This window comes from Lactococcus sp. FSL K6-0773 (assembly GCF_038006485.1).
GTDB classification, from domain to species: domain Bacteria; phylum Bacillota; class Bacilli; order Lactobacillales; family Streptococcaceae; genus Lactococcus; species Lactococcus lactis.
Genome location: NZ_JBBOVF010000001.1, coordinates 805,474 through 824,728 on the forward strand (window position 1 = coordinate 805,474; position 19,255 = coordinate 824,728).

Genomic DNA, 19,255 nt, shown 5'->3' on the forward strand with positions numbered 1-19,255 from the left:
TTTTAATAATAGGTATCAGAGCATTGGTGCAATTAAACGAGCTAAACCTTCTTTAAAACGAACTAACTTAGAGCGTTCCTCATAACGCTCTAAAGTTAATGGACGACTCAATTTCAAATCCTTCATAAAATCATTTCGTAATTTTTGAGAAATGTCATAATCATAGATAACAACATTAGCTTCAAAACATAATTGCAAACTTCGATAATCTAAATTAGCTGACCCAACTGAGGCATACTCTCCATCAATAATCAATGTTTTAGAGTGAACAAATCCATTTTCGTAAGTATAAACTTTCGCGCCATATTTAACTAAATCAGCAGCATGGAAATAAGTCGCCCAATAAACCAGTGGATGGTCCGGCTTATTTGGAATCAATAATTTAACCTGTACACCCGATAACAATGCTAATTTTATAGATTCATGTAAAGCATCAGACGGAATATAATAAGGGGTTTGAATGATAATCTCTCGCTCTGCACCTGAAATCATCTTCATGTAAGTTAATTTAATTTGCTCTTTGTCCTCATCTGGTCCCGAAGTTACAAGTTGAGTCGCTACATGACCTTCAACAATCGAATCTGGGAAATAAGGCTCTCCCTCGGTCACTTCAAAATGATGTTGAGAATTCCAGTCTAAAATAAAACGATGTTGTAGACTATAAACAATATCACCAGTCAAACGTAAATGATTGTCACGCCAATAGCCAAATTTCTTTGTAATTGAAGCATATTCATCACCAACATTAAATCCACCTGTGTATCCAATAATTCCATCAATAACTACAATTTTACGGTGTAAACGATAGTTTGTTCGTGGATTAACTAAAGGCATAATTAATGGAAAAAATTGCGCTACATGCCCACCAGCCTCCTGAAGTTCTTTAAAATTAGACATTTTTGTTTTATTTGAACCCCAAGCGTCAATTAAAAGTTTAACTTCGACTCCTCGTTTTGCAGCTGCAAGTAAAGCATCATAGATTTCATGACCCATTCGATCCATCCGAAAAATATAATATTCCATATGAACGTGATGTTTTGCTTTATTAATATCATCAATCAGAGCATTAAATTTCTGACGTCCATCATTGAAGATTTTCACACCAGTATTTGTTGAAATAATTGATTTTTCTTCAACATAAAGCATATGAATCAACTGACCAATTACATGATTTTGTCTCATTTTTTTAATAAATAATCGATCTGTGTAAGATTTTTCAGCATGTTCTAATTGTTTTTCAAAACCCAACTGAAACCTTTTTCGGTCTTTAAAAATACGATAATGCGAAATGCCACGTCCAATGAGTAAATATAAAATAAAGCCTATGATAGGCAGTAAATTAACTACAAAGAGCCATGACCAAGTTGCCGCTGTTGATTTTCTTTCCCTAAAAATAATGACAAAGGATAATATAACATTAAGGAAAAAAAGCGCCAGCTCAAAAAGTGCAATAAAACTCAAAATAATCTCTCCCAATCCCCCAGTTTACTTCCTCTATTATATCAAAAAAAGCGGTATTAAACCGCTCTTATTATTCTCATTCATTTTTATTTTGCTTTTTTCAATGCACCAAATAATAGGCCTGAAACAATTGCGCCAATCAAGATGAACAAGAGATAAAGTAAAGGATTGTTTGTCAAAGCGAGAACGAAGACTCCACCATGTGGTGCCATCAATTTAATGTTTGCCATACCAGTCAAACCACCGGCTACTGCTGCTCCAATCATAAATGATGGAATTGCGCGTGCGGGGTCAGATGCACCAAACGGAATTGACCCTTCAGTGATAAATGAAAGCCCCATAACGATATTTGTCAAACCAGCATTGCGTTCTTCTTTAGTAAATTTATTTTTAAACAAGATAACAGCTACTGTAGTTGCGAGTGGTGGAACCATCCCACCAGCCATAACGGCAGCCATTGTTACTGAACCACCAGTTGAAACTGTTGCTGCTAAAGTACCAGTTGCAAAGATATAAGCAGCTTTGTTAATTGGACCCCCAAGGTCAATAGCCATCATTCCACCAACAACTAAACCAAGTACAAGAGCAGATGCTCCTGATAGACTCGCTAAGAAGTTAGAAAGACCAGTATTGATTGCTGCCATTGGGATATTGACAAAGAGCATTAGGAAACCTGTAATAAATGTTCCAACTAATGGATAAATCAAGATAGCTTTAATTCCATCAAGTGAACGAGGAAGTTTTGCAAAAGCTTTACGTAAAAGGATAATGACACCACCGGCAAGGAAACCACCAACTAGGGCTCCTAAGAAACCAGACGGAATCATTTTAGCAGGATCTAAATGACCAAATGCAAGACCAGAAGATGCCATAGAACCAGCGACAAAACCAGCAACTAAACCAGGTTTATCAGCAATAGAGTTGGCAATGAAACCAGCTAGAACAGGTAACATAAAGGCAAAAGCTGCACCACCAACATTTTTAAAGTAAGCTGCTAAAGGATGATAAACTCCTAGATTAGCCAATTGACTTTGAGGAACTCCCATTGCTTGGTCAATCAAGAAAGCAAGAGCAATAAGTATCCCACCACCGACAACGAATGGAAGCATTGCAGAAACCCCACCCATTAAGTGTTTATAGAATGCTTTTCCTAATCCACCAGATGCTTCTTCTTTTACTTCATCAGATCCGTCTGCTTCATAAATTGGCGCTTTACCTGACAGTGCACGATTAATTAATTCTTCAGTATCTCGGATGGCATGTGCAACTGGAACTTGAACCATTTCTTTACCAGCAAAACGATTCATTTCAACTTTCTTATCCGCAGCCACAATAACAGCATCTGCTTTTTGGATATCAGCTGCACTTAATTTATTATCAATTCCACGCGCACCATTGGTTTCAACTTTAATTCCAACGCCCATTTCCAAGGCTTGTTTTTTAAGCGCTTCTTCAGCCATATAAGTATGAGCAATACCCGTTGTACAAGCCGTTACAGCTACAATATAATGTTCAGCATTTTCAACAGTCTTAATTTCTTCTTGTTTTTCAGAAAAAAGCTGAATGACCTCTCTTGGATACTCAACTTTTCTCAAACGATCTTGGAAACCGTCTTTAAGAAGATAAGTTGAAAGTTGTGCTAAAGCTTCCAAGTGAGTATCATTAGCACCGTCTGGTGCTGCTATCATGAAGAAAAGATTGACAGGTTGTCCATCTAATGCGGCGTAGTCAACACCAACTTTTGATTTTGCAAAGAGAACGACTGGCTCATTGACCGCTGTATTTTTACTGTGAGGCATTGCAATTCCATCGCCAAGTCCGGTTGAAGTCTGTGCCTCACGGGCCATAATTCCTGCTTTAAAAGTTGCGAAATCATTGACATAACCTTCAGAAACTAATTTATTGACCATTTCATCAATAACGGCTTCTTTGCTAGTTGCTTGGAGGTCAAGAATCATAACCTCTGTTTTAAGTAAATCTTTTATTTCCATCATTTCACCTCTGAAATATTAACTTTTTTATAAATTTCTTCCAAAAATGCTCGGCTTGGCATATCATCTGAGAATGCCTTTGAAGTTCCACAAGCGATTGCTTGTCTAAATGCTAATAGCGGGTCTTTAGACTGGCTATATTCAGCTAAAAATCCTGCAACGGTCGAATCACCAGCACCAATAGAATTTTTTAACTCTCCTTTAATCCCTTGAGCAAAATAAACTTTCTCATTTGTAAAGAGGAGTGCTCCATCACCAGCCATTGATACGATAACATTTTGAGCACCCATTTCTAAAAGTTTTTGACCATAAGGAATGATTTGCTCATTATTTTTGAAGCTTGTTTCAAAGATTGCTTCTAGTTCTTCTCGGTTTGGTTTAATGAGTAGGGGATGAGCAGGAAGCGAATCAAGTAATTTTTGACCATCAACATCCATGACAAAAGTTGCTTTTTGCTTTTGGACTTTAGCAATCAAACGCTCATAGAAATCTTCACCAAGACTTTTAGGGATTGTACCTGCAAAGACAACGATATCATCTTCTTTCAAATGATCAAATTTTTCAAGAAAATGATTAATTTCACTTTCTTGAAGTTTTGGTCCAGCCGCATCAAGACTTGTTTCGTTTTCCTGACTTTTCAGCTTGACATTAATTCTTGTCAAATCTTCTATTTCTGTGAAATCCGAATCAATCTGATTCTCATTTAAGAAATCTTTAATATATTGACCAGAAAATCCACCTAGAAAGCCTAGTGCCTTGCTTTTGGCACCTACAAGACTTAGCATGCGACTTTCCATAATTCCTTTACCACCTGCTGAAATCTGTGTTTTCCCTGTTCGGTTCACCTCACCAAGTGCTAACTCTTCATAATTCATGAAGTAGTCAAGTGCTGGGTTGAGTGTTACTGTATAAATCATAATTCTCCTTTATGTAAGACGTAGGTTTGCAAATACTAACTTTTAGTGAAATTTTTTTCACACGATTCATTTAAAAACAAACGCTAATTGTTCTCGGTAATTAATTCAACTTCTTCAGAATTAGCAAATTTGACAAAACTCATTTGTCCTAATTTAGAAGAATCGGCTAATATGAAAGCATTCTGGCTTTGTTTGACTGCTAGTCCTTTTATTGCTGCTTCTTCATGGTCTGGCGTCATTGCTCCGTGTTCATTGTCAAAGCCGTTAGCTCCAACAAAAGCACTATTGAATTGATAAGCAGAAAGTTGTTCTAAAGCCTGACTCCCAATTATTGCATCTGTTACCTTTTTCACTCGTCCACCGAGCAGATAGACGATTAATCGGTCATCTGTTAATTTTGCCAAATGACTGACAGAGTTGGTTACAATCGTTAAATAAAGATGAGATTGATTGATAAGTTCAGCTAAGATACCAGTTGTAGTCCCAGCATCTAAAAAAATAATATCCCCATCTTTAATTTTCGATAATGCTTTTTGAGCGATTTCTTCTTTTTCTTGAATGTTTTTGGAAGTTTTTTCAGAAATACTTAATTCTTCCGATAAGTCTTGTGTAAGTTCTGCACCACCATGAACTCGTCTTAAAGATTTTTCTTTTTCCAATTCATTCAAATCTCGCCTAAGCGTCGATATAGAGCAATCCATTAACGTAAGAAGTTCTTCAATCGTTGCTCTTCTTTTTAATTTTAGATAGTCAACAATCCGTCTTTTTCTTTCATTTGCTAACATTTCCATCTCCTGAATTCGTTTACAAAAATCATTATAACACCTTTATCTTTCAAAATCAATCATTAACTATCATTTTCTTCCAAAAAAAACTCAAAAATAAAAAACTATCTAATAATAGTTTTTATTTAAAGTGTTCAAGTAATTGATGAGCGCTTTCCAAATAGTAGTCAACAGCAACTTTTAGAGTTTCATCTTGAACGACCATGTCAGCAAAATGAAGTCCAGAGGCCCCTTGTTCATTTGAACCAATAAAAGCAAAGACACTTGGAGCTTGCTTTTGATAATTAGCGAAGTCTTCCCCCGCACTTGATGGCTCTGGATATACTACCTTATCATGCCATTGCTCGGTTCTTTTCCTGATAACATCTGTCAACTCGAAATCGTTGAACGTAAGGTCCGCTTCCATTAACCATTTAATCTCTAGTTCAACATCATAAGCTTTTGCAGTGGCCTCGATAATTTGACTGAATCTTCTCTTTGTTAAGGAACGTACTTCATTGTCAAAAGTTCTTATTGTCCCTTCTAAACGAGCATTGTTTGGTAAAACATTCCAAGTATTTCCGGCTTCAATGTGTGTGACAGATACAACAGCAGCTCTCAGTGGTGAAATATTTCTAGAAACAATTTGTTGTAGATTTTGAACAATCGCAGCACTAGCTAAAATCAAATCTTGACCTTCTTGCGGATATGCCGCATGACTTCCTTGACCTCTTATTAAAATTTCAAAACGTTCAACGGCTGCCATTACTCCTCCCTCACGTAAGCCAATTACTCCAGCTGACAAAGTAGGCATATTATGGTAGCCAATAAAAGCTTGAACATCTGAAACTAATCCTGTTTTTAGAACTTCTTTGGATCCTTCGCCAATTTCTTCGGCAGGTTGAAATATAATTTTGATTGTCCCACTAAACTGACTTTCCTTCTCTTTTAGAATTTTAGCAGCTCCTAAAAGACTAGTCATATGTAAGTCATGACCACAAGCATGCATTGCTCCTTTGTTTACAGAGGAAAATTCTAATCCTGTTTCTTCTAGAATAGGTAAGGCGTCAATATCTGCTCTTAGCGCAATAATCGGTTTTCCTGAGCCAATTTTTGCAACAAGTCCTGTTTTAAGCTGACTATCCATTATTTCAATTTGCCAATCTGCTAATTTTTGACGAATAAATTTTGTCGTTTCAACTTCTTTTTCTGATATTTCGGGATGAGCATGTAGATAATGTCTAATTTCAACAAGCTCTTGGTATAAATTTTCTTCAATCATAAAAATAATTGTATCAAAAATAGCGAAGGTTGCTCCTTCACTATTTCTTGTGACTTCATTTAAATTTTAAATCAGACCCGCATCTTCTAAAAGTTCTTCAATATATGTCCCTTTGATTTTTTTAAGTCCAACTTTGAGCGCTTGTTTTTTAATAAATGAAAGCTCTAAATCTTCTAATTTTTGCTTATCTGATAGATAGTAGGCTGAACTTGCTAAAGTTCGTAAATCATAAGCCGAAGCATAGACTTCCGGAACACCGCGATCAACATTTAATAATTGATAAACAGCTTCCATCGCAGTTCTGACTGAATACTCTGTTGTAAAGACTGTATCACGCTCAGTTTCCGCAAAATTTCCTAAAAACGCTAAATTGACTGATTGTTCAGGTACTACAAGAGGGCGATCCCCTGGTTCACGAAGCATGAAATAAGAAGTAATGAAAGGCATATATACTGGAATTGTATTAGTATTTTCTTTAACAAATGCTTCAATTTCTTCTTCTGGCATTCCTAAATGATAAAGTAATTCTTGAGTAATTTCTTCACCTGTACAATCTTCAATTGGTTTTTTGATATAGTTCCCAGGTGTATTTGAAAGAAGACCATAAACCCAAGTTACTGTTTCTTGGTCATTTTGTTCTTTAAAATGAGGTTGGCGGTGAGTTGTAAATGAAAGGAGCCAATTTGAATCTTTAACAGTAATAATTCCTCCTGTGACAACTTTTCCTGAACGCAATTGACGATGTGTTAATTTTTCAAAATAAGGTTGAATCTTTAAATTTTTCCAAGTGACAGTTGCTGATACAACCCAAGCTTCTTTTGGAATTTCCTTACAAAAAACATCTGGATGTCCAAATTCTTCTGATTGTTTAGCTAAATTTTGCCAAAGTTTCCAAGAGCCACCAAGTTCACTAGTTTTCGGAGCGGCTTGTGTTGGTGAACCTTGAGTTGAACTTTCTGTAATTGAACCATTTGTGACAAAAACTAAGTCATTTTCTGTCAGTTCTTTTATTTCTTTGTCAGCAAATACAATAGCTTTTGCTACCTTTTTGCCATTTGAAAAGTCAACTTCAACATTTTCAACCTGTGCTCCATATTTAAAATCAACTCCATGATCTTTTAAGTATGAAATTAATGGTTTTACTAGCGATTCATATTGATTATATTTTGTAAATTTTAGGGCAGAAAAATCAGGTAACCCCTCAATATGGTGGATGAAACGCATAATGTAACGACGCATTTCAATAGCTGAATGCCATTTTTCAAAAGCAAACATTGAACACCAATAAAGCCAAAAATTTGATTTGAAGAACTCATCAGTAAAGCAATCTTCTATTGTTTTACCTACAAGTAGTTCTTCTTTAGTCATGAATAATTTGATTATTTCTTCTTGAGCTTTTGGACTTAGGGTAAATTTTCCATCATCATCAACCCGTTCACCACGATTATGGATAATACGACAGTTAGATGAATTTGGGTCATCCCGATCAATTCGATAAAACTCATCTAAAATAGACGCATCGTCCACTTCTAATGACGGAATTGTTCGGAATAAATCCCAAAGACATTCAAAATGGTTTTCCATTTCACGTCCACCACGAACAACGAAACCATCATGTGGAATAAAGGAACCGTCAAGAGAACCTCCTGACAACGGTAACTCTTCTAAAATATGAATACGGTCCCCTGACATTTGACCGTCACGAATTAAAAATACTGCTGTTGCAAGTCCTGCAAGGCCTGCCCCAATAATATAAGCTGATTTTTGATCAACATTTTCTGGTTTTCTTGGGTGAACGAAAGCTTCATAATTTCCATTTGTATAACGCATAATAATTAACCTCCTCTAATCTAAACAACATCAGTTTGACTAAATTTTTTAGTCTCTTTACTTCTAATTTTCCTCCAATCTCTTACTAATTTCATCATAGTACAAGAAGAAAATGATTGCAAGAATCTGAAATAGTTTTTAGACAACATGTCTATTTTGTCCATTTTTATAAAAAAAGCACTGACAAAAGAATCAGTGCTTTTATAAATTATTATTTGCTTTCTTCAAAGTCACCATCAAATGTATTATCATCTTTTGGAGCTTCTTGAGCATCAGTTGCTTGTCCAGCTTCACCTTGAGCTGCATTTGCTTGTTCATAAAGTTTTACAGCGAGGTTTTGAGCGATTTCAGAAAGTGCTTCTGATTTAGCTTTGATATCATCAATATCTTCACCTTCAAGCGCTTTTTTGAGTTCTTCTTTAGCTTCTTCAGCTTTTTTAACTTCAGCTTCTTCTACTTTTCCTTCAAGGTCTTTCAAAGTTTTTTCAGTTTGGAAAACTAAAGCATCAGCTTCATTACGTGTATCAACTTCTTCTTTACGTTTTGCATCAGCGTCAGCATTCGCTTCAGCATCTTTCATCATTTTATCAATTTCTTCATCAGAAAGACCTGAGTTTGATTTGATAACGATTGTTTGTTCTTTTTGTGTACCAAGGTCTTTAGCTTTAACAGAAACAATACCATTTTTATCAATATCAAATGTTACTTCGATTTGTGGAATACCACGTGGTGCTGCAGGGATATCTGTTAATTGGAAACGACCCAAAGTTTTGTTATCAGCTGCCATTGGACGTTCACCTTGAAGGACATGAATATCTACAGCGGGTTGATTATCAGCAGCAGTTGAGAAGACTTGCGATTTAGAAGTTGGGATAGTTGTGTTACGGTCAATCAATTTTGTGAAGACACCACCCATTGTTTCAATACCAAGTGAAAGTGGAGTAACGTCAAGGAGAACAACATCTTTAACGTCACCAGTAATCACACCACCCTGAATTGCTGCACCCATAGCAACAACTTCATCAGGGTTTACTGATTTATTTGGTTCTTTGTTTGTTTCGTGACGAACAAGTTCAACAACAGCAGGGATACGAGTTGAACCACCAACCAAGAGAACTTCGTCAATATCAGAAGTTGACAAGCCAGCATCAGAAAGGGCTTGGCGAACTGGTTGACGTGTCGCTTCAACAAGATCATGTGTCAATTCATCAAATTTAGCACGAGTCAAAGCCATTTCCAAGTGAAGAGGGCCAGCAGCACCGGCTGTGATGAATGGCAAGCTGATTTGAGTAGTTGTTACACCTGAAAGGTCTTTTTTCGCTTTTTCAGCGGCATCTTTCAAACGTTGCAAAGCCATTTTATCTTGGGCAAGGTCAATTCCGTTTTCTTTCTTGAATTCGGCAACCATCCAGTCAATGATTTTTTGGTCAAAATCATCACCACCGAGTTTGTTGTTACCAGCAGTTGCAAGAACATCAAAGACACCATCACCAAGTTCAAGAATTGAAACGTCGAATGTACCACCACCAAGGTCAAATACAAGAATCTTTTCATCTTTATCTGTTTTATCAAGACCATAAGCAAGAGCTGCTGCTGTTGGTTCGTTAACGATACGTTCTACTTCAAGACCAGCAATTTTACCAGCATCTTTAGTTGCTTGACGTTGAGCGTCATTGAAGTATGCAGGTACAGTGATAACTGCTTTTTCTACTTTTTCTCCAAGATAAGCTTCTGCTGTAGCTTTCAAGTTTTGAAGAATCATTGCTGAAATTTCTTGTGGTGTATATTCTTTACCATTTGCAGAAACTTTTTCAGATGTTCCCATTTTTGATTTAATAGAAATAATTGTTTCTGGGTTAGTTACCGCTTGACGTTTTGCAGCGTCACCGACAATGATTTCACCATTTTTGAAAGCTACAACTGAAGGTGTTGTACGATTTCCTTCTGGATTTGGAATAATTTTTGATTCAGTTCCTTCAAGAACTGCTACTGCTGAGTTTGTTGTACCAAGGTCAATACCGATAATTTTAGACATATTATTAAATCTCCTTTATTTCTTATTACTTATGAATAGTTTAAAGACTTTGCGGTCAATTTATTTTTTAATTTACTGTGCTACGACAACCATTGCTGGACGAAGTAAACGTTCGTGAAGTTGGTAACCTTTTTGGAAAACTTGCACGATGCTGTCAGCTGGATGTTCATCATCAGCTGGGACAGTTTGAACAGCCATGTGAATATTATGGTCGAAACTTTCATAAGAAACTTCTTCAACGCCTTCTTCTTTAAGCGCTGAAATCAAGCTTTCTTGGACCATTTCAAGGCCTTTTTTAACATCATCCGTTAATCCTTCAACAGCAAGTGCACGTTCAAGATTATCTAGTGAAGATAAGATTTTTTTTGCTAAATCTTGTGAACGATATTTGATAAGTTGCAAACGTTCTTCATTTCCACGACGTTGTACGTTTTGCATTTCTGCAGAAACGCGAAGGAATTTATTTTCCCACTCAGTCGCTAACTTTTGTGCTTCATCAAGTTCGTTGATTTCTTCTTCAACAATATCCTCAAGTGCTTCCTCTGTCAACTCCTCAGTCACTTCTTCATCAACTTTTTCATTTTTGATTTCTTCTTTAGTTTCTTCGGACATAGGCCCTCCTTTTTTAAATAACTTTTTTATCATTTACTAATTTCATAATGGTTACCATCAAGATAACGATAATAGTCACTCAGCTTCATAGTTAAAACTTTAGCAACTAAGTCAAGAACTGATAACGTCCTTTGATAATCCATTTCTACAGGTCCAACGACTGTTAGTGTACCAAAACCGCGATATGGGATAACAAATTTTTGCGAAATAATCGTTAAATTTTTCATATATTTTTCGTCATTGTCAAATTTAACGGCACGCATTTCATCGTTATTAGTGATTTCGCGAATTTCATGAAGCATCCGTTCATCATCGCTAAAGAGTTTATATAATTCTGCAAGATTGTCAGTTGCATAATCAAAGATATTTTTACGCCCAGCGACGGTCAGCCGTTCTTTGAACAAATCATCAAAAATTGATTCAAAGAGTTGGAGAACTTCACTCGTAACTTTGAAATAACGCTGAACAATCTGTGGAATCTCTGTTCGTAAAGTATAGTGAATATCAATCACTTTTTTACCAACCAGACGTTCTTTAACTAGATTACTAAAGACTGCTAAATCAGCTTCGGTCATCGATTTTGGAAGAATAAATTGATTTGTTCTTACTTCACCAGTCCCTAATGTTATAACTGAAAGTACTGAATGACTATCCAGCATGACCATTTCAAATGAAACTAATTGTTGGTCACGTTGGGGAGCATTAAGTACAAAGCTTGTCAAACCAGTGAGTCCTGATAAACTTTTAGCCGCTGTTTTAAACAGGTCAGATAAGCGATAAAAATCACCATCAAAAGCTTTCATCACTTTAAATAAGTCATTTTGACTAAATTCATCTAACTGGATGACATTTTCTACAAAATACTTATAACCTGAAACACTTGGAACACGTCCACTTGAGGTGTGTTCTTTTTGAATCAAACCTAGTTTTTCCAAGACTTTCATGTCGTTTCGGATTGTAGCACTAGAAGCTTGAATACTATCAAGGAGCGACTTTGAACCAATTGGCGTATGCTCTTTGGCATAAAGAGAAACAATCAAATTTAAAATTTGTCTTTGACGTTCTGTAATCATGACTACTCCTTTCTCCACAGATAAGAAGTTCGGCAAAACTTCTTTCGCAAGCTCAAAAATTTCTTGAGCCTTTGACTTCTGTTTAGTATCTACAAGCTTTTTCTGTTTTAGCACTCTTCATCTCTAAGTGCTAACAAATTTATTATAACCCTTTGTTTATACCTTGTCAAGCAAAAAGACATAAAAATTAGCACTCTTTTTGTTAGAGTGCTAATTTCGTTTATAAAAGATTGGAATCTTTGGATGTTTGCCAAATATTCATGACTGTAATTACCATTACAGCAATGACAAAGAGGCTTCCATACTTTACTTCATGTTGAATGAAAAGTATGGCATAATCTATAATCAAAAGTGCCGAAATAATTTCTAAAAGTATAAAAGTAAAACGCCAAAATTTCAATAATAGAAAGATTAATAAAGCAAAAATCAATAAATAGATTAAACTTTGCCAACTCGTAATTGTTGACGAAATTTTAGTCGTTAATGTTTTTATATTTGTCGATAAGTTATTAAAAAATTGACTAAAGAAATTATTATGAACAAGGAGAACTTTAATCATTTCCGAGACACTGTAAATAAATAGAGCAACATTAACATAGAGTAGAAGTCTGGTTCGGTTTAGCATGATTTCATTTCCTTTATGCTGGTAATAGTTTTAGATATTCTTCTAAAGTAAGATTGTGTTCGGTCATATATTTAGCATTTTCTAAACCAACATATCTAAAATGCCAGTCTTCATAACCAATTCCTGTCTCTGCCTTTTTCCCTTCTGGAAAACGAAGAACAAATCCATATTTGGGAGCAATTGCTGCAACTTGTTTTGCATATTGACTCTCATTTAGGCTATCAATATTACTCATATCAATCGCTAATCCTGTTTGATGTTCTGAACTTCTTGGCGGCTGAGAATAAGTTTGTACATTTTTTATCGCTTCTTCTTCTGAAATTGGATTTCCACTAGAATTTACTGTTCCTTGACCATTCATTTCTGCTTGGACATAAGATTGATAAAGCCCTTCTTGATATGAGACTGACCGATAACCTGAGATTAAATGTTCAGCTGGTGATATTTGTTGGGCTGCTGCTAAAAATTGTTGAACCGCTGATGCTATCCTTTGATCAACTTGAATCCCATTTACGGTTGCCAGTGTTGGGTTCATTTCATCTTTAGGTGATTTTCGACTCACCAATACTAAATCCCAATCTGATTGTTTAGCGTCAGGTAAATCCTTTTTCTTTGCCACCTCTTTAGATGACGAAATACTTGTTTTTTTAGCTGATTCGTTTGTTGAATTTGACTTATCATTGCTGATTAAAATAAATCCTAAAGCGCCAATGATTAAAAGAACAAGCACGATTAAACTAAATGTTATTCTTCTTTTCATTTTTTAGCTAACTTTTCACTCCCTATTTCTCGATAAGACATGTCTCCGACTTTTCCAATGGTGAATTTTCCATCCTCAAAACTTAAATGGGTGACAGAACCATTATCAAGACCATGTGGACGAGGGAGTTCTGGGTGAGCGAGTTTTACAAAAGTTCCAATGGTCATTCCATGGCTGACAATAACAATATTTTTAGCCCCTTTTGCTTCAGATTCCTTGGCAATATCTGTAAAACCATCCATGATACGTCCTGAAAGTTTTTCCCAAGGTTCAGCCCAGCCAGCCGTATCAACTTCAAAAATCGCATTAGCAATTACTTCATCTGGAGGAAATTCGTCGGTATGATGATTTCCAGTTTCGGTAAATATTCTTGGTAAAACACCATCAAAAAGTTCTCCGTCATAGCCACCATCAAATGAACCAAAACACCACTCACGGATTCTTTTATCATAAGTGTATGGAATTCCTTCATTATCAGAATTAGCCAAGATAAAACCCATTGTCTGGATTGTACGTCCAGAATCAGATGAATAAGCTCGGTCAAATTTAATGCCTTTTTCTTTGAATCCTAGACCAAGTTCAATAATTCCTTGTTCTCCTGCCGCAGTTAAAGGTGTATCAGACCAACCTTGCGCTCTACCAATTGTATTAAACATTGTCTTTCCATGTCGAACTAAATAAATATTTACCATTTCTACTCCCCTTTTTAATGATTCTAACAAAAAAATTACGATAGGATATTTCTATCTATATAGAAAATTACAGCCATTCCTGTTTAATTGTAAAGTAGGAACCTCTTATCTCACCTGCGAGTTTTGAACGTTGGCGTGCAAATTTGAATTTTCCCTCAAGTTCTTTGGGGATTTCCATACCCACTGACAACTTTATTCCAACTGCCCGTTTTGGTTTCTTGCCCTCTTGTCCAACTTTTTCATAGAGTAGATTTAAAACCATACCGTCTTCGTAATAGAATTCAGGCCAATAGAGTTCATCATTTTCATAGATAGCAACTTCGAGTATTTTTGCTGAAAATTTTAAATTACGTTCTTCAAGTAAAATTTTCTCAAACAAAGCGACTTCGTCGGCTTTTTCATGAGCTGGATATGTGAGATACTCAAATTTATACTTATTCCAAAAATAACGTGCTTCATTAGCTCGTAAACCTGCTAAAGAATCGGCTACCGGCGAAGTTTCCAAGCCAACTGTTTCTACATCTTTAAAATTCACTTTGTAAGCCATAAAATAACCTCCGTATTTTTTCACTTCTTCTATTATATCATTTTTGGAAGCGCTCATCATTTTTTAGAAATGTTTAGGAGCTAAATTTTAAAAGTATTTTTAGTTTTTAAATGAATGAATTGGTGCTGGAATTTGACCGCCACGAGCAATAAAATCTGCTGACGACGCTTTGTTTACTCTCATAACTGGTGCTACACCGAAAAGTCCACCAAATTCAATTTGTTCGCCTTCTTTGCCCATTGGAATAATCCGTACTGCTGTCGTTTTTTGATTAATGACCCCGATGGCGGCTTCGTCAGCAATCATTGCTGCAATGGTAGATGCCGGTGTTTCTTCAGGAATTGCAATCATATCCAAGCCAACTGAACAAACACAAGTCATGGCCTCTAATTTTTCAATATTCAATGCCCCAGAATTGACAGCGGCAATCATTCCTTCATCTTCTGAAACTGGGATAAAGGCGCCTGAAAGTCCACCAACACGTTCAGCTGCCATAACTCCGCCTTTTTTCACAGCGTCATTAAGCATGGCTAGGGCGGCTGTTGTTCCATGAGTCCCAACAGTTTCAAGTCCCATTTCTTCTAAAACGCGTGCAACCGAATCGCCAATTGCTGGTGTAGGTGCAAGTGATAAATCAACTATTCCAAATTCAACATTAAGTCTTTCTGAAGCCATTTGACCAACAAGTTGACCAATTCTTGTAATTTTAAAAGCTGTCTTTTTAATGGTTTCGGCTAAAATATCAAAAGATTCTCCGCGGACTTTTTCAAGAGCACGTTTAACTACACCAGGTCCTGAAACTCCGACGTTGATAATCGTATCTGCTTCCCCAACTCCATGAAAAGCTCCTGCCATAAATGGATTGTCTTCAACGGCATTAGCAAAGACAACAAGTTTGGCATTGAGCCATTTATCACCTTTAGACATGATTTTGATGGTTTCACCCATATCTCGAACTGCTGTCATATTAATACCTGTTTTAGTTGAACCAACATTTACCGAAGCACATACGCGCTCAGTTGCTGCTAGTGCTTTAGGCATTGATTTAATCAAAATTTCATCACCTTTTTGATAGCCTTTTTGCACAAGAGCAGAATAGCCACCAATAAAGTCGATGCCAATCTCTTTTGCTGCACGATCCATCGCAAGAGCAAGTGGTGTGTAATCATCAGCAGCTGTTGCTGCTCCGATAATTGCAATGGGTGTTACAGAAACACGTTTATTGACAATTTTAATACCGAGTTCATGTCCAATCTCGTTACCTACTTCAACAAGTTTTCCTGCTTTTTTGACAATTTTTTGATAGATTTTTTCAGCTGCTTTATCAATATCAGCATCGATACAATCAAGAAGACTGATTCCCATTGTTATTGTGCGAATGTCGAAATTTTGTTCTTCAATCATCGCAATTGTTTCTTTGATATTTTGAATATCCATTATTTAATTTCCTTAGTTTTGATTAAAATTTTACTGACAGAAATTTTTTTCGTGCTGTCAGTAAAAATACTTTTAAATAAAAGTCATTTATTGGCTAATTTTTTTCTGTCAGTAAATTATAATTTGTGCATGGCGTTAAAAATTGCTTCATTTTGAACATGAATATTGACACCCAAGGCTTCACCTTTTCTTGAAAGTTCTGCTTGAAAGGCTGAAAAATCACTATTTTGTGTTTCAACTACCATCATCATGGTAAAAGCTCCACTCATCAAGGTTTGTGAAATTTCAATGATATTTGCTTCAAGTTCTGCCAATGTTGCTGTGACTCCAGCAACAATCCCAATTTTATCTGCTCCTACTACTGTTACAACTGCGCGCATTTTGTTTCTCCATTCAAATTTTTATCCTATTATAACATTTTTATTTAAATTTTCATTCAATTTTCTTGTCAGTAAAATAAACTTTTGCTGACAGCTCTGTCAGTCAAAATCATTCATGATTTATTGGCTAGTTTTTGCTATAATCAGCTTATCATGACTTTAAAAACTTTTTTTAATTTTACACGTATTCAAACCTTGCCCGCAGCATTATTATCACCGATTGCTGGCTGTCTTTTTGCCTTTTGGTACTTTGGAAGTTTTCATTTTTGGCCTACGCTTCTATTTTTTATTGGTTTAGCAAGCATTAATCTTTTTGTTTCGGCTTGGAATAATCTGATGGATTATCAAAAAGCACTTGATCCTGAGTATAAGAAATGGAATATTATCGTTGCTAAATCGATTAATCCTAAACTTGCTTTAAACATTTGTTTGGCACTTTTAGCGATTGATGTAGTCGTTGGACTAATTGTTCTTTTCTTGACTAATCTTGCGATTTTACCAATTGGTGGACTTTGTTTCTTAATTGCTATTTTCTATACTTATGGTCCTTTTGCTTTTTCTCGTTTTCCTTTGGGCGAAATTTTAGCGGGTCTTTGCGAAGGGTTCTTTGGTCTTTTCCTTGCTGTCTATATTAATTCTTATGATAAAGGCTATTTTTTCATTAATTTTGACAGGAATTGGTTCATGACATGGACTTGGGACTTTAAAATTCTTTTACCAATCCTTCTAGTCGGTCTAATGTGTTTTGTTCAAAATTTTAATATTATGTTTTCTGATAATATTTGCGATTTAGAACAGGACATTCGCAATGAGCGTTATACTTTACCTTATTATCTAAAGATTCCACTCAGTTTAAAAGTATTTACTGGACTATATTTATTTGCTGGACTTTGTATTTTAATTGCCATTGCTTTGGGAATTTTACCAATTTGGTCATTATTAATGAGCATCATTGCCCTGAAAGTTATTCCTAATATTAAAAAATTTAGAGCCAAACAAAGTAAATCAGAGACTTTCCACCTTCAAATTGACAATCTGATGTTATTTAATGCTTCTCTTGCCCTTACGTTGTTACTGGGAATTATTTTTAAGTAAAATAAAAAAGCGCTTAGCGCTTTTTTTACTTTTCCAAAGAGAAATCCATGACGACCGGCTGGTGGTCCGATGATTTGAACTGATTATCAATGGTTTGTATTTTTAAGTCTTTTATATTATTTGAAACAAGAAATCCGTCAATAATTCCAAATGTATTTTTGGGATTTTTCTTATCATAGGCATAATCAAGTGAACGAACAGTTGGGGCATTGGTTGGTGCGACCACTCGCATTCCTTTTGTCAAATTTTCCGTGGGAAATTCCTTCATCCATGTTAATTCTGGATGAGCTTTACCAGCTAGGGCATGGTTATAATCAGCCCCACAAATGACATAATCTCCTTTAGAAACATACTTTTTCATCTCATCAAATAAAGTCAATAATTGTTGTTTTTGAATTTTTTGGTCAGTGATAAATGCTGACAGATGTGTATTAAAGATGACGAATTTTTTATCTGAATTCTTAATTGGCAAAATACTGACAGAAAAAGCTCGGTCTAAATCAAAAAATTTATTAAAATTAGTTTCGATAGGCAACTTATATCTTGTTGAACTTTCAATTTCATATTTAGAATAAGTCATAATTCCAGATTTAGCTTTTCCAATTGGCTTGGTAACCGGATAAAAAAGATAGGCTGAATCGTAATTCTGTGTCAGAACACTGGTATAATCGGGAAGGCCAGCACGAACCATTTGAGGTTCATTTACTTGTTGGCTGCGATCTCCTTGCCAATCAATTTCTTGAATATTTCCAAAGTCTGGCTTCTCTTTATTAATAAGTCTGATATCTTCTTGAATTGCAGATTTGACAGCAGATTTACTATAAGCTCGCACATCATCCCCACCATCCATGAAAAAATTGAAAGAAGGAGGGTAAGAACCATAACCGATATTAAAAGTCATCATTTTATAGGTTTGCCCCAGCTCAACTTGCTGAGTTTGAGGATTTTTAATTGTCTGCTTCATATCATTAGGAAGGCGATGATATTGTGCATAAACATAGATGACATAAGACCCAATAATCAGAGCAAATACTAAAATAATGCTGACAAGGATTTTTCCAATTAACTTTAAGCGATTTTTCATATTATTCACTAAATAATTCTAGGAAAATTTACTGACAGCCACTCCTAAACAGTCTGTCAGTAAAATATTTATCCCAAACTTATTTACTTTCTTCAATCATTTTTAAAACTTCTTGTGTTGAGCGAACTCGTCCAAGGCGTGGGAAAATTCCCTCAACAATTCCTTGATGGAGTTGCCCATTAAAATCTGTCATTGCATCTTCAATAGCAATAACTTGATAACCATGCTGGAAAGCTTCACGGGCCGTAGTATCACAACCGATCGTTGTAGCAATTCCAGTCAAGAGTATTTCATCAATTCCACGACGACGTAATTGGACATCTAAATCCGTGCCGTAAAATGCGCCCCAGTTATGTTTAGCGACATGAATGACATTATTATATTCTTTATCATAAGCTTCAGGCATGACAAAATCTGCAAAATCTGCCGGAATTTGTCCTTGTGCAACAGCTGGATTGTCAGTTTTTGGTTTTAAAGTTTCGCCACCGTAGTTTTTGACGTGAACAAAAACAATTAAAGCGCCTGTATTTTTTAAACTTGTTACAAGTTCTTTATTTTTAGCTAAAACCTCTTGTGCAGAATAAGGAGCAAATCCCTCACGCCCTGCAATTCCTTTTTGTAGGTCAATAATAACCAAGGCTGTTTTTTCTAAATTCAAAGTTGTCATATT

18 protein-coding genes are annotated in these 19,255 nt (G+C 35.7%); 1 reads left to right on the top strand and 17 read right to left on the bottom strand.

Annotated elements, in window-relative coordinates:
- Positions 1-15: 15 nt before the first annotated feature.
- The 15 genes from cls to MHB61_RS03950 form a co-directional block, all read right to left on the bottom strand.
- Positions 16-1,461, bottom strand: coding sequence for a cardiolipin synthase (gene cls, locus MHB61_RS03880; RefSeq protein WP_010905657.1), 1,446 nt, complete (start codon positions 1,459-1,461; stop codon positions 16-18).
- Positions 1,462-1,547: 86 nt separating this feature from the next.
- Entirely contained in the window at positions 1,548-3,452 is a 1,905-nt protein-coding gene (locus MHB61_RS03885) for a PTS fructose transporter subunit IIABC (RefSeq protein ID WP_003130940.1), read from the bottom strand.
- Positions 3,452-4,369, bottom strand: a complete 918-nt coding sequence (gene pfkB, locus MHB61_RS03890) for a 1-phosphofructokinase (protein WP_003130937.1) — start codon at positions 4,367-4,369, stop codon at positions 3,452-3,454. The genes MHB61_RS03885 and pfkB overlap by 1 nt, the downstream gene beginning before the upstream one ends.
- A gap of 83 nt (positions 4,370-4,452) precedes the next feature.
- A complete protein-coding gene (locus MHB61_RS03895) occupies positions 4,453-5,154 on the bottom strand; it encodes a DeoR/GlpR family DNA-binding transcription regulator (RefSeq protein ID WP_010905655.1) in 702 nt (233 codons plus the stop codon).
- Positions 5,155-5,275: 121 nt separating this feature from the next.
- Positions 5,276-6,415, bottom strand: a complete 1,140-nt coding sequence (locus MHB61_RS03900; protein WP_003130934.1) for a M20 peptidase aminoacylase family protein — start codon at positions 6,413-6,415, stop codon at positions 5,276-5,278.
- Between the two features lie 66 nt (positions 6,416-6,481).
- A complete protein-coding gene (locus MHB61_RS03905; RefSeq protein ID WP_003130933.1) occupies positions 6,482-8,245 on the bottom strand; it encodes an oleate hydratase in 1,764 nt (587 codons plus the stop codon).
- 211 nt (positions 8,246-8,456) lie between these two features.
- The gene (gene dnaK, locus MHB61_RS03910; RefSeq protein ID WP_010905652.1) at positions 8,457-10,280 is read right to left on the bottom strand and encodes a molecular chaperone DnaK; all 1,824 of its coding nucleotides are present in this window, start codon (positions 10,278-10,280) and stop codon (positions 8,457-8,459) included.
- A 72-nt stretch (positions 10,281-10,352) separates the two neighbouring features.
- Complete coding sequence (grpE, locus tag MHB61_RS03915; RefSeq protein ID WP_010905651.1) at positions 10,353-10,892, bottom strand: nucleotide exchange factor GrpE; 540 nt, start codon at positions 10,890-10,892, stop codon at positions 10,353-10,355.
- 29 nt (positions 10,893-10,921) lie between these two features.
- The gene (gene hrcA / locus MHB61_RS03920) at positions 10,922-11,965 is read right to left on the bottom strand and encodes a heat-inducible transcriptional repressor HrcA (protein ID WP_010905650.1); all 1,044 of its coding nucleotides are present in this window, start codon (positions 11,963-11,965) and stop codon (positions 10,922-10,924) included.
- A 220-nt stretch (positions 11,966-12,185) separates the two neighbouring features.
- Positions 12,186-12,590, bottom strand: coding sequence for a hypothetical protein (locus MHB61_RS03925; RefSeq protein WP_010905649.1), 405 nt, complete (start codon positions 12,588-12,590; stop codon positions 12,186-12,188).
- A gap of 13 nt (positions 12,591-12,603) precedes the next feature.
- Complete coding sequence (locus MHB61_RS03930; protein ID WP_014570512.1) at positions 12,604-13,350, bottom strand: M15 family metallopeptidase; 747 nt, start codon at positions 13,348-13,350, stop codon at positions 12,604-12,606.
- The gene (locus MHB61_RS03935) at positions 13,347-14,042 is read right to left on the bottom strand and encodes a histidine phosphatase family protein (protein WP_003130927.1); all 696 of its coding nucleotides are present in this window, start codon (positions 14,040-14,042) and stop codon (positions 13,347-13,349) included. The genes MHB61_RS03930 and MHB61_RS03935 overlap by 4 nt, the downstream gene beginning before the upstream one ends.
- A gap of 67 nt (positions 14,043-14,109) precedes the next feature.
- Positions 14,110-14,589 (bottom strand): hypothetical protein, encoded by a 480-nt coding sequence (locus MHB61_RS03940; protein ID WP_010905647.1) that lies wholly within the window; start codon positions 14,587-14,589, stop codon positions 14,110-14,112.
- A 99-nt stretch (positions 14,590-14,688) separates the two neighbouring features.
- Positions 14,689-16,026 carry a PFL family protein gene (locus MHB61_RS03945; protein ID WP_003130925.1) on the bottom strand — a complete coding sequence of 446 codons (1,338 nt, stop codon included), beginning with the start codon at positions 16,024-16,026 and terminating at the stop codon, positions 14,689-14,691.
- 116 nt (positions 16,027-16,142) lie between these two features.
- Complete coding sequence (locus MHB61_RS03950) at positions 16,143-16,406, bottom strand: ACT domain-containing protein (protein WP_003130922.1); 264 nt, start codon at positions 16,404-16,406, stop codon at positions 16,143-16,145.
- 153 nt (positions 16,407-16,559) lie between these two features.
- On the opposite strand from MHB61_RS03950, the gene MHB61_RS03955 reads away from it, so the two are divergent.
- Complete coding sequence (locus MHB61_RS03955; RefSeq protein WP_014570511.1) at positions 16,560-17,501, top strand: UbiA family prenyltransferase; 942 nt, start codon at positions 16,560-16,562, stop codon at positions 17,499-17,501.
- A gap of 25 nt (positions 17,502-17,526) precedes the next feature.
- Here MHB61_RS03955 and MHB61_RS03960 read toward each other — a convergent pair whose 3' ends face one another.
- Both MHB61_RS03960 and MHB61_RS03965 read right to left on the bottom strand, forming a co-directional pair.
- Positions 17,527-18,585: an endonuclease gene (locus MHB61_RS03960; protein ID WP_010905645.1), complete on the bottom strand. Its 1,059-nt coding sequence runs from the start codon at positions 18,583-18,585 to the stop codon at positions 17,527-17,529.
- A gap of 79 nt (positions 18,586-18,664) precedes the next feature.
- Positions 18,665-19,252 carry an isochorismatase family protein gene (locus tag MHB61_RS03965; RefSeq protein WP_003130916.1) on the bottom strand — a complete coding sequence of 196 codons (588 nt, stop codon included), beginning with the start codon at positions 19,250-19,252 and terminating at the stop codon, positions 18,665-18,667.
- Positions 19,253-19,255 lie beyond the last annotated feature (3 nt).

Excerpts from the sequence above, each read along its gene's own strand:
- MHB61_RS03935 (WP_003130927.1), bottom strand. The coding sequence starts at position 14,042 with ATGGTAAATATTTATTTAGTTCGACATGGAAAGACAATGTTTAATACA.
- MHB61_RS03960 (WP_010905645.1), bottom strand. The coding sequence starts at position 18,585 with ATGAAAAATCGCTTAAAGTTAATTGGAAAAATCCTTGTCAGCATTATT.
- MHB61_RS03900 (WP_003130934.1), bottom strand. The coding sequence starts at position 6,415 with ATGATTGAAGAAAATTTATACCAAGAGCTTGTTGAAATTAGACATTAT.
- MHB61_RS03940 (WP_010905647.1), bottom strand. The coding sequence starts at position 14,589 with ATGGCTTACAAAGTGAATTTTAAAGATGTAGAAACAGTTGGCTTGGAA.
- grpE (WP_010905651.1), bottom strand. The coding sequence starts at position 10,892 with ATGTCCGAAGAAACTAAAGAAGAAATCAAAAATGAAAAAGTTGATGAA.
- pfkB (WP_003130937.1), bottom strand. The coding sequence starts at position 4,369 with ATGATTTATACAGTAACACTCAACCCAGCACTTGACTACTTCATGAAT.
- MHB61_RS03965 (WP_003130916.1), bottom strand. The coding sequence starts at position 19,252 with ATGACAACTTTGAATTTAGAAAAAACAGCCTTGGTTATTATTGACCTA.
- MHB61_RS03895 (WP_010905655.1), bottom strand. The coding sequence starts at position 5,154 with ATGTTAGCAAATGAAAGAAAAAGACGGATTGTTGACTATCTAAAATTA.
- MHB61_RS03905 (WP_003130933.1), bottom strand. The coding sequence starts at position 8,245 with ATGCGTTATACAAATGGAAATTATGAAGCTTTCGTTCACCCAAGAAAA.
- MHB61_RS03945 (WP_003130925.1), bottom strand. The coding sequence starts at position 16,026 with ATGGATATTCAAAATATCAAAGAAACAATTGCGATGATTGAAGAACAA.
- MHB61_RS03950 (WP_003130922.1), bottom strand. The coding sequence starts at position 16,406 with ATGCGCGCAGTTGTAACAGTAGTAGGAGCAGATAAAATTGGGATTGTT.
- hrcA (WP_010905650.1), bottom strand. The coding sequence starts at position 11,965 with ATGATTACAGAACGTCAAAGACAAATTTTAAATTTGATTGTTTCTCTT.
- MHB61_RS03930 (WP_014570512.1), bottom strand. The coding sequence starts at position 13,350 with ATGAAAAGAAGAATAACATTTAGTTTAATCGTGCTTGTTCTTTTAATC.
- dnaK (WP_010905652.1), bottom strand. The coding sequence starts at position 10,280 with ATGTCTAAAATTATCGGTATTGACCTTGGTACAACAAACTCAGCAGTA.
- MHB61_RS03955 (WP_014570511.1), top strand. The coding sequence starts at position 16,560 with ATGACTTTAAAAACTTTTTTTAATTTTACACGTATTCAAACCTTGCCC.
- MHB61_RS03925 (WP_010905649.1), bottom strand. The coding sequence starts at position 12,590 with ATGCTAAACCGAACCAGACTTCTACTCTATGTTAATGTTGCTCTATTT.
- MHB61_RS03885 (WP_003130940.1), bottom strand. The coding sequence starts at position 3,452 with ATGGAAATAAAAGATTTACTTAAAACAGAGGTTATGATTCTTGACCTC.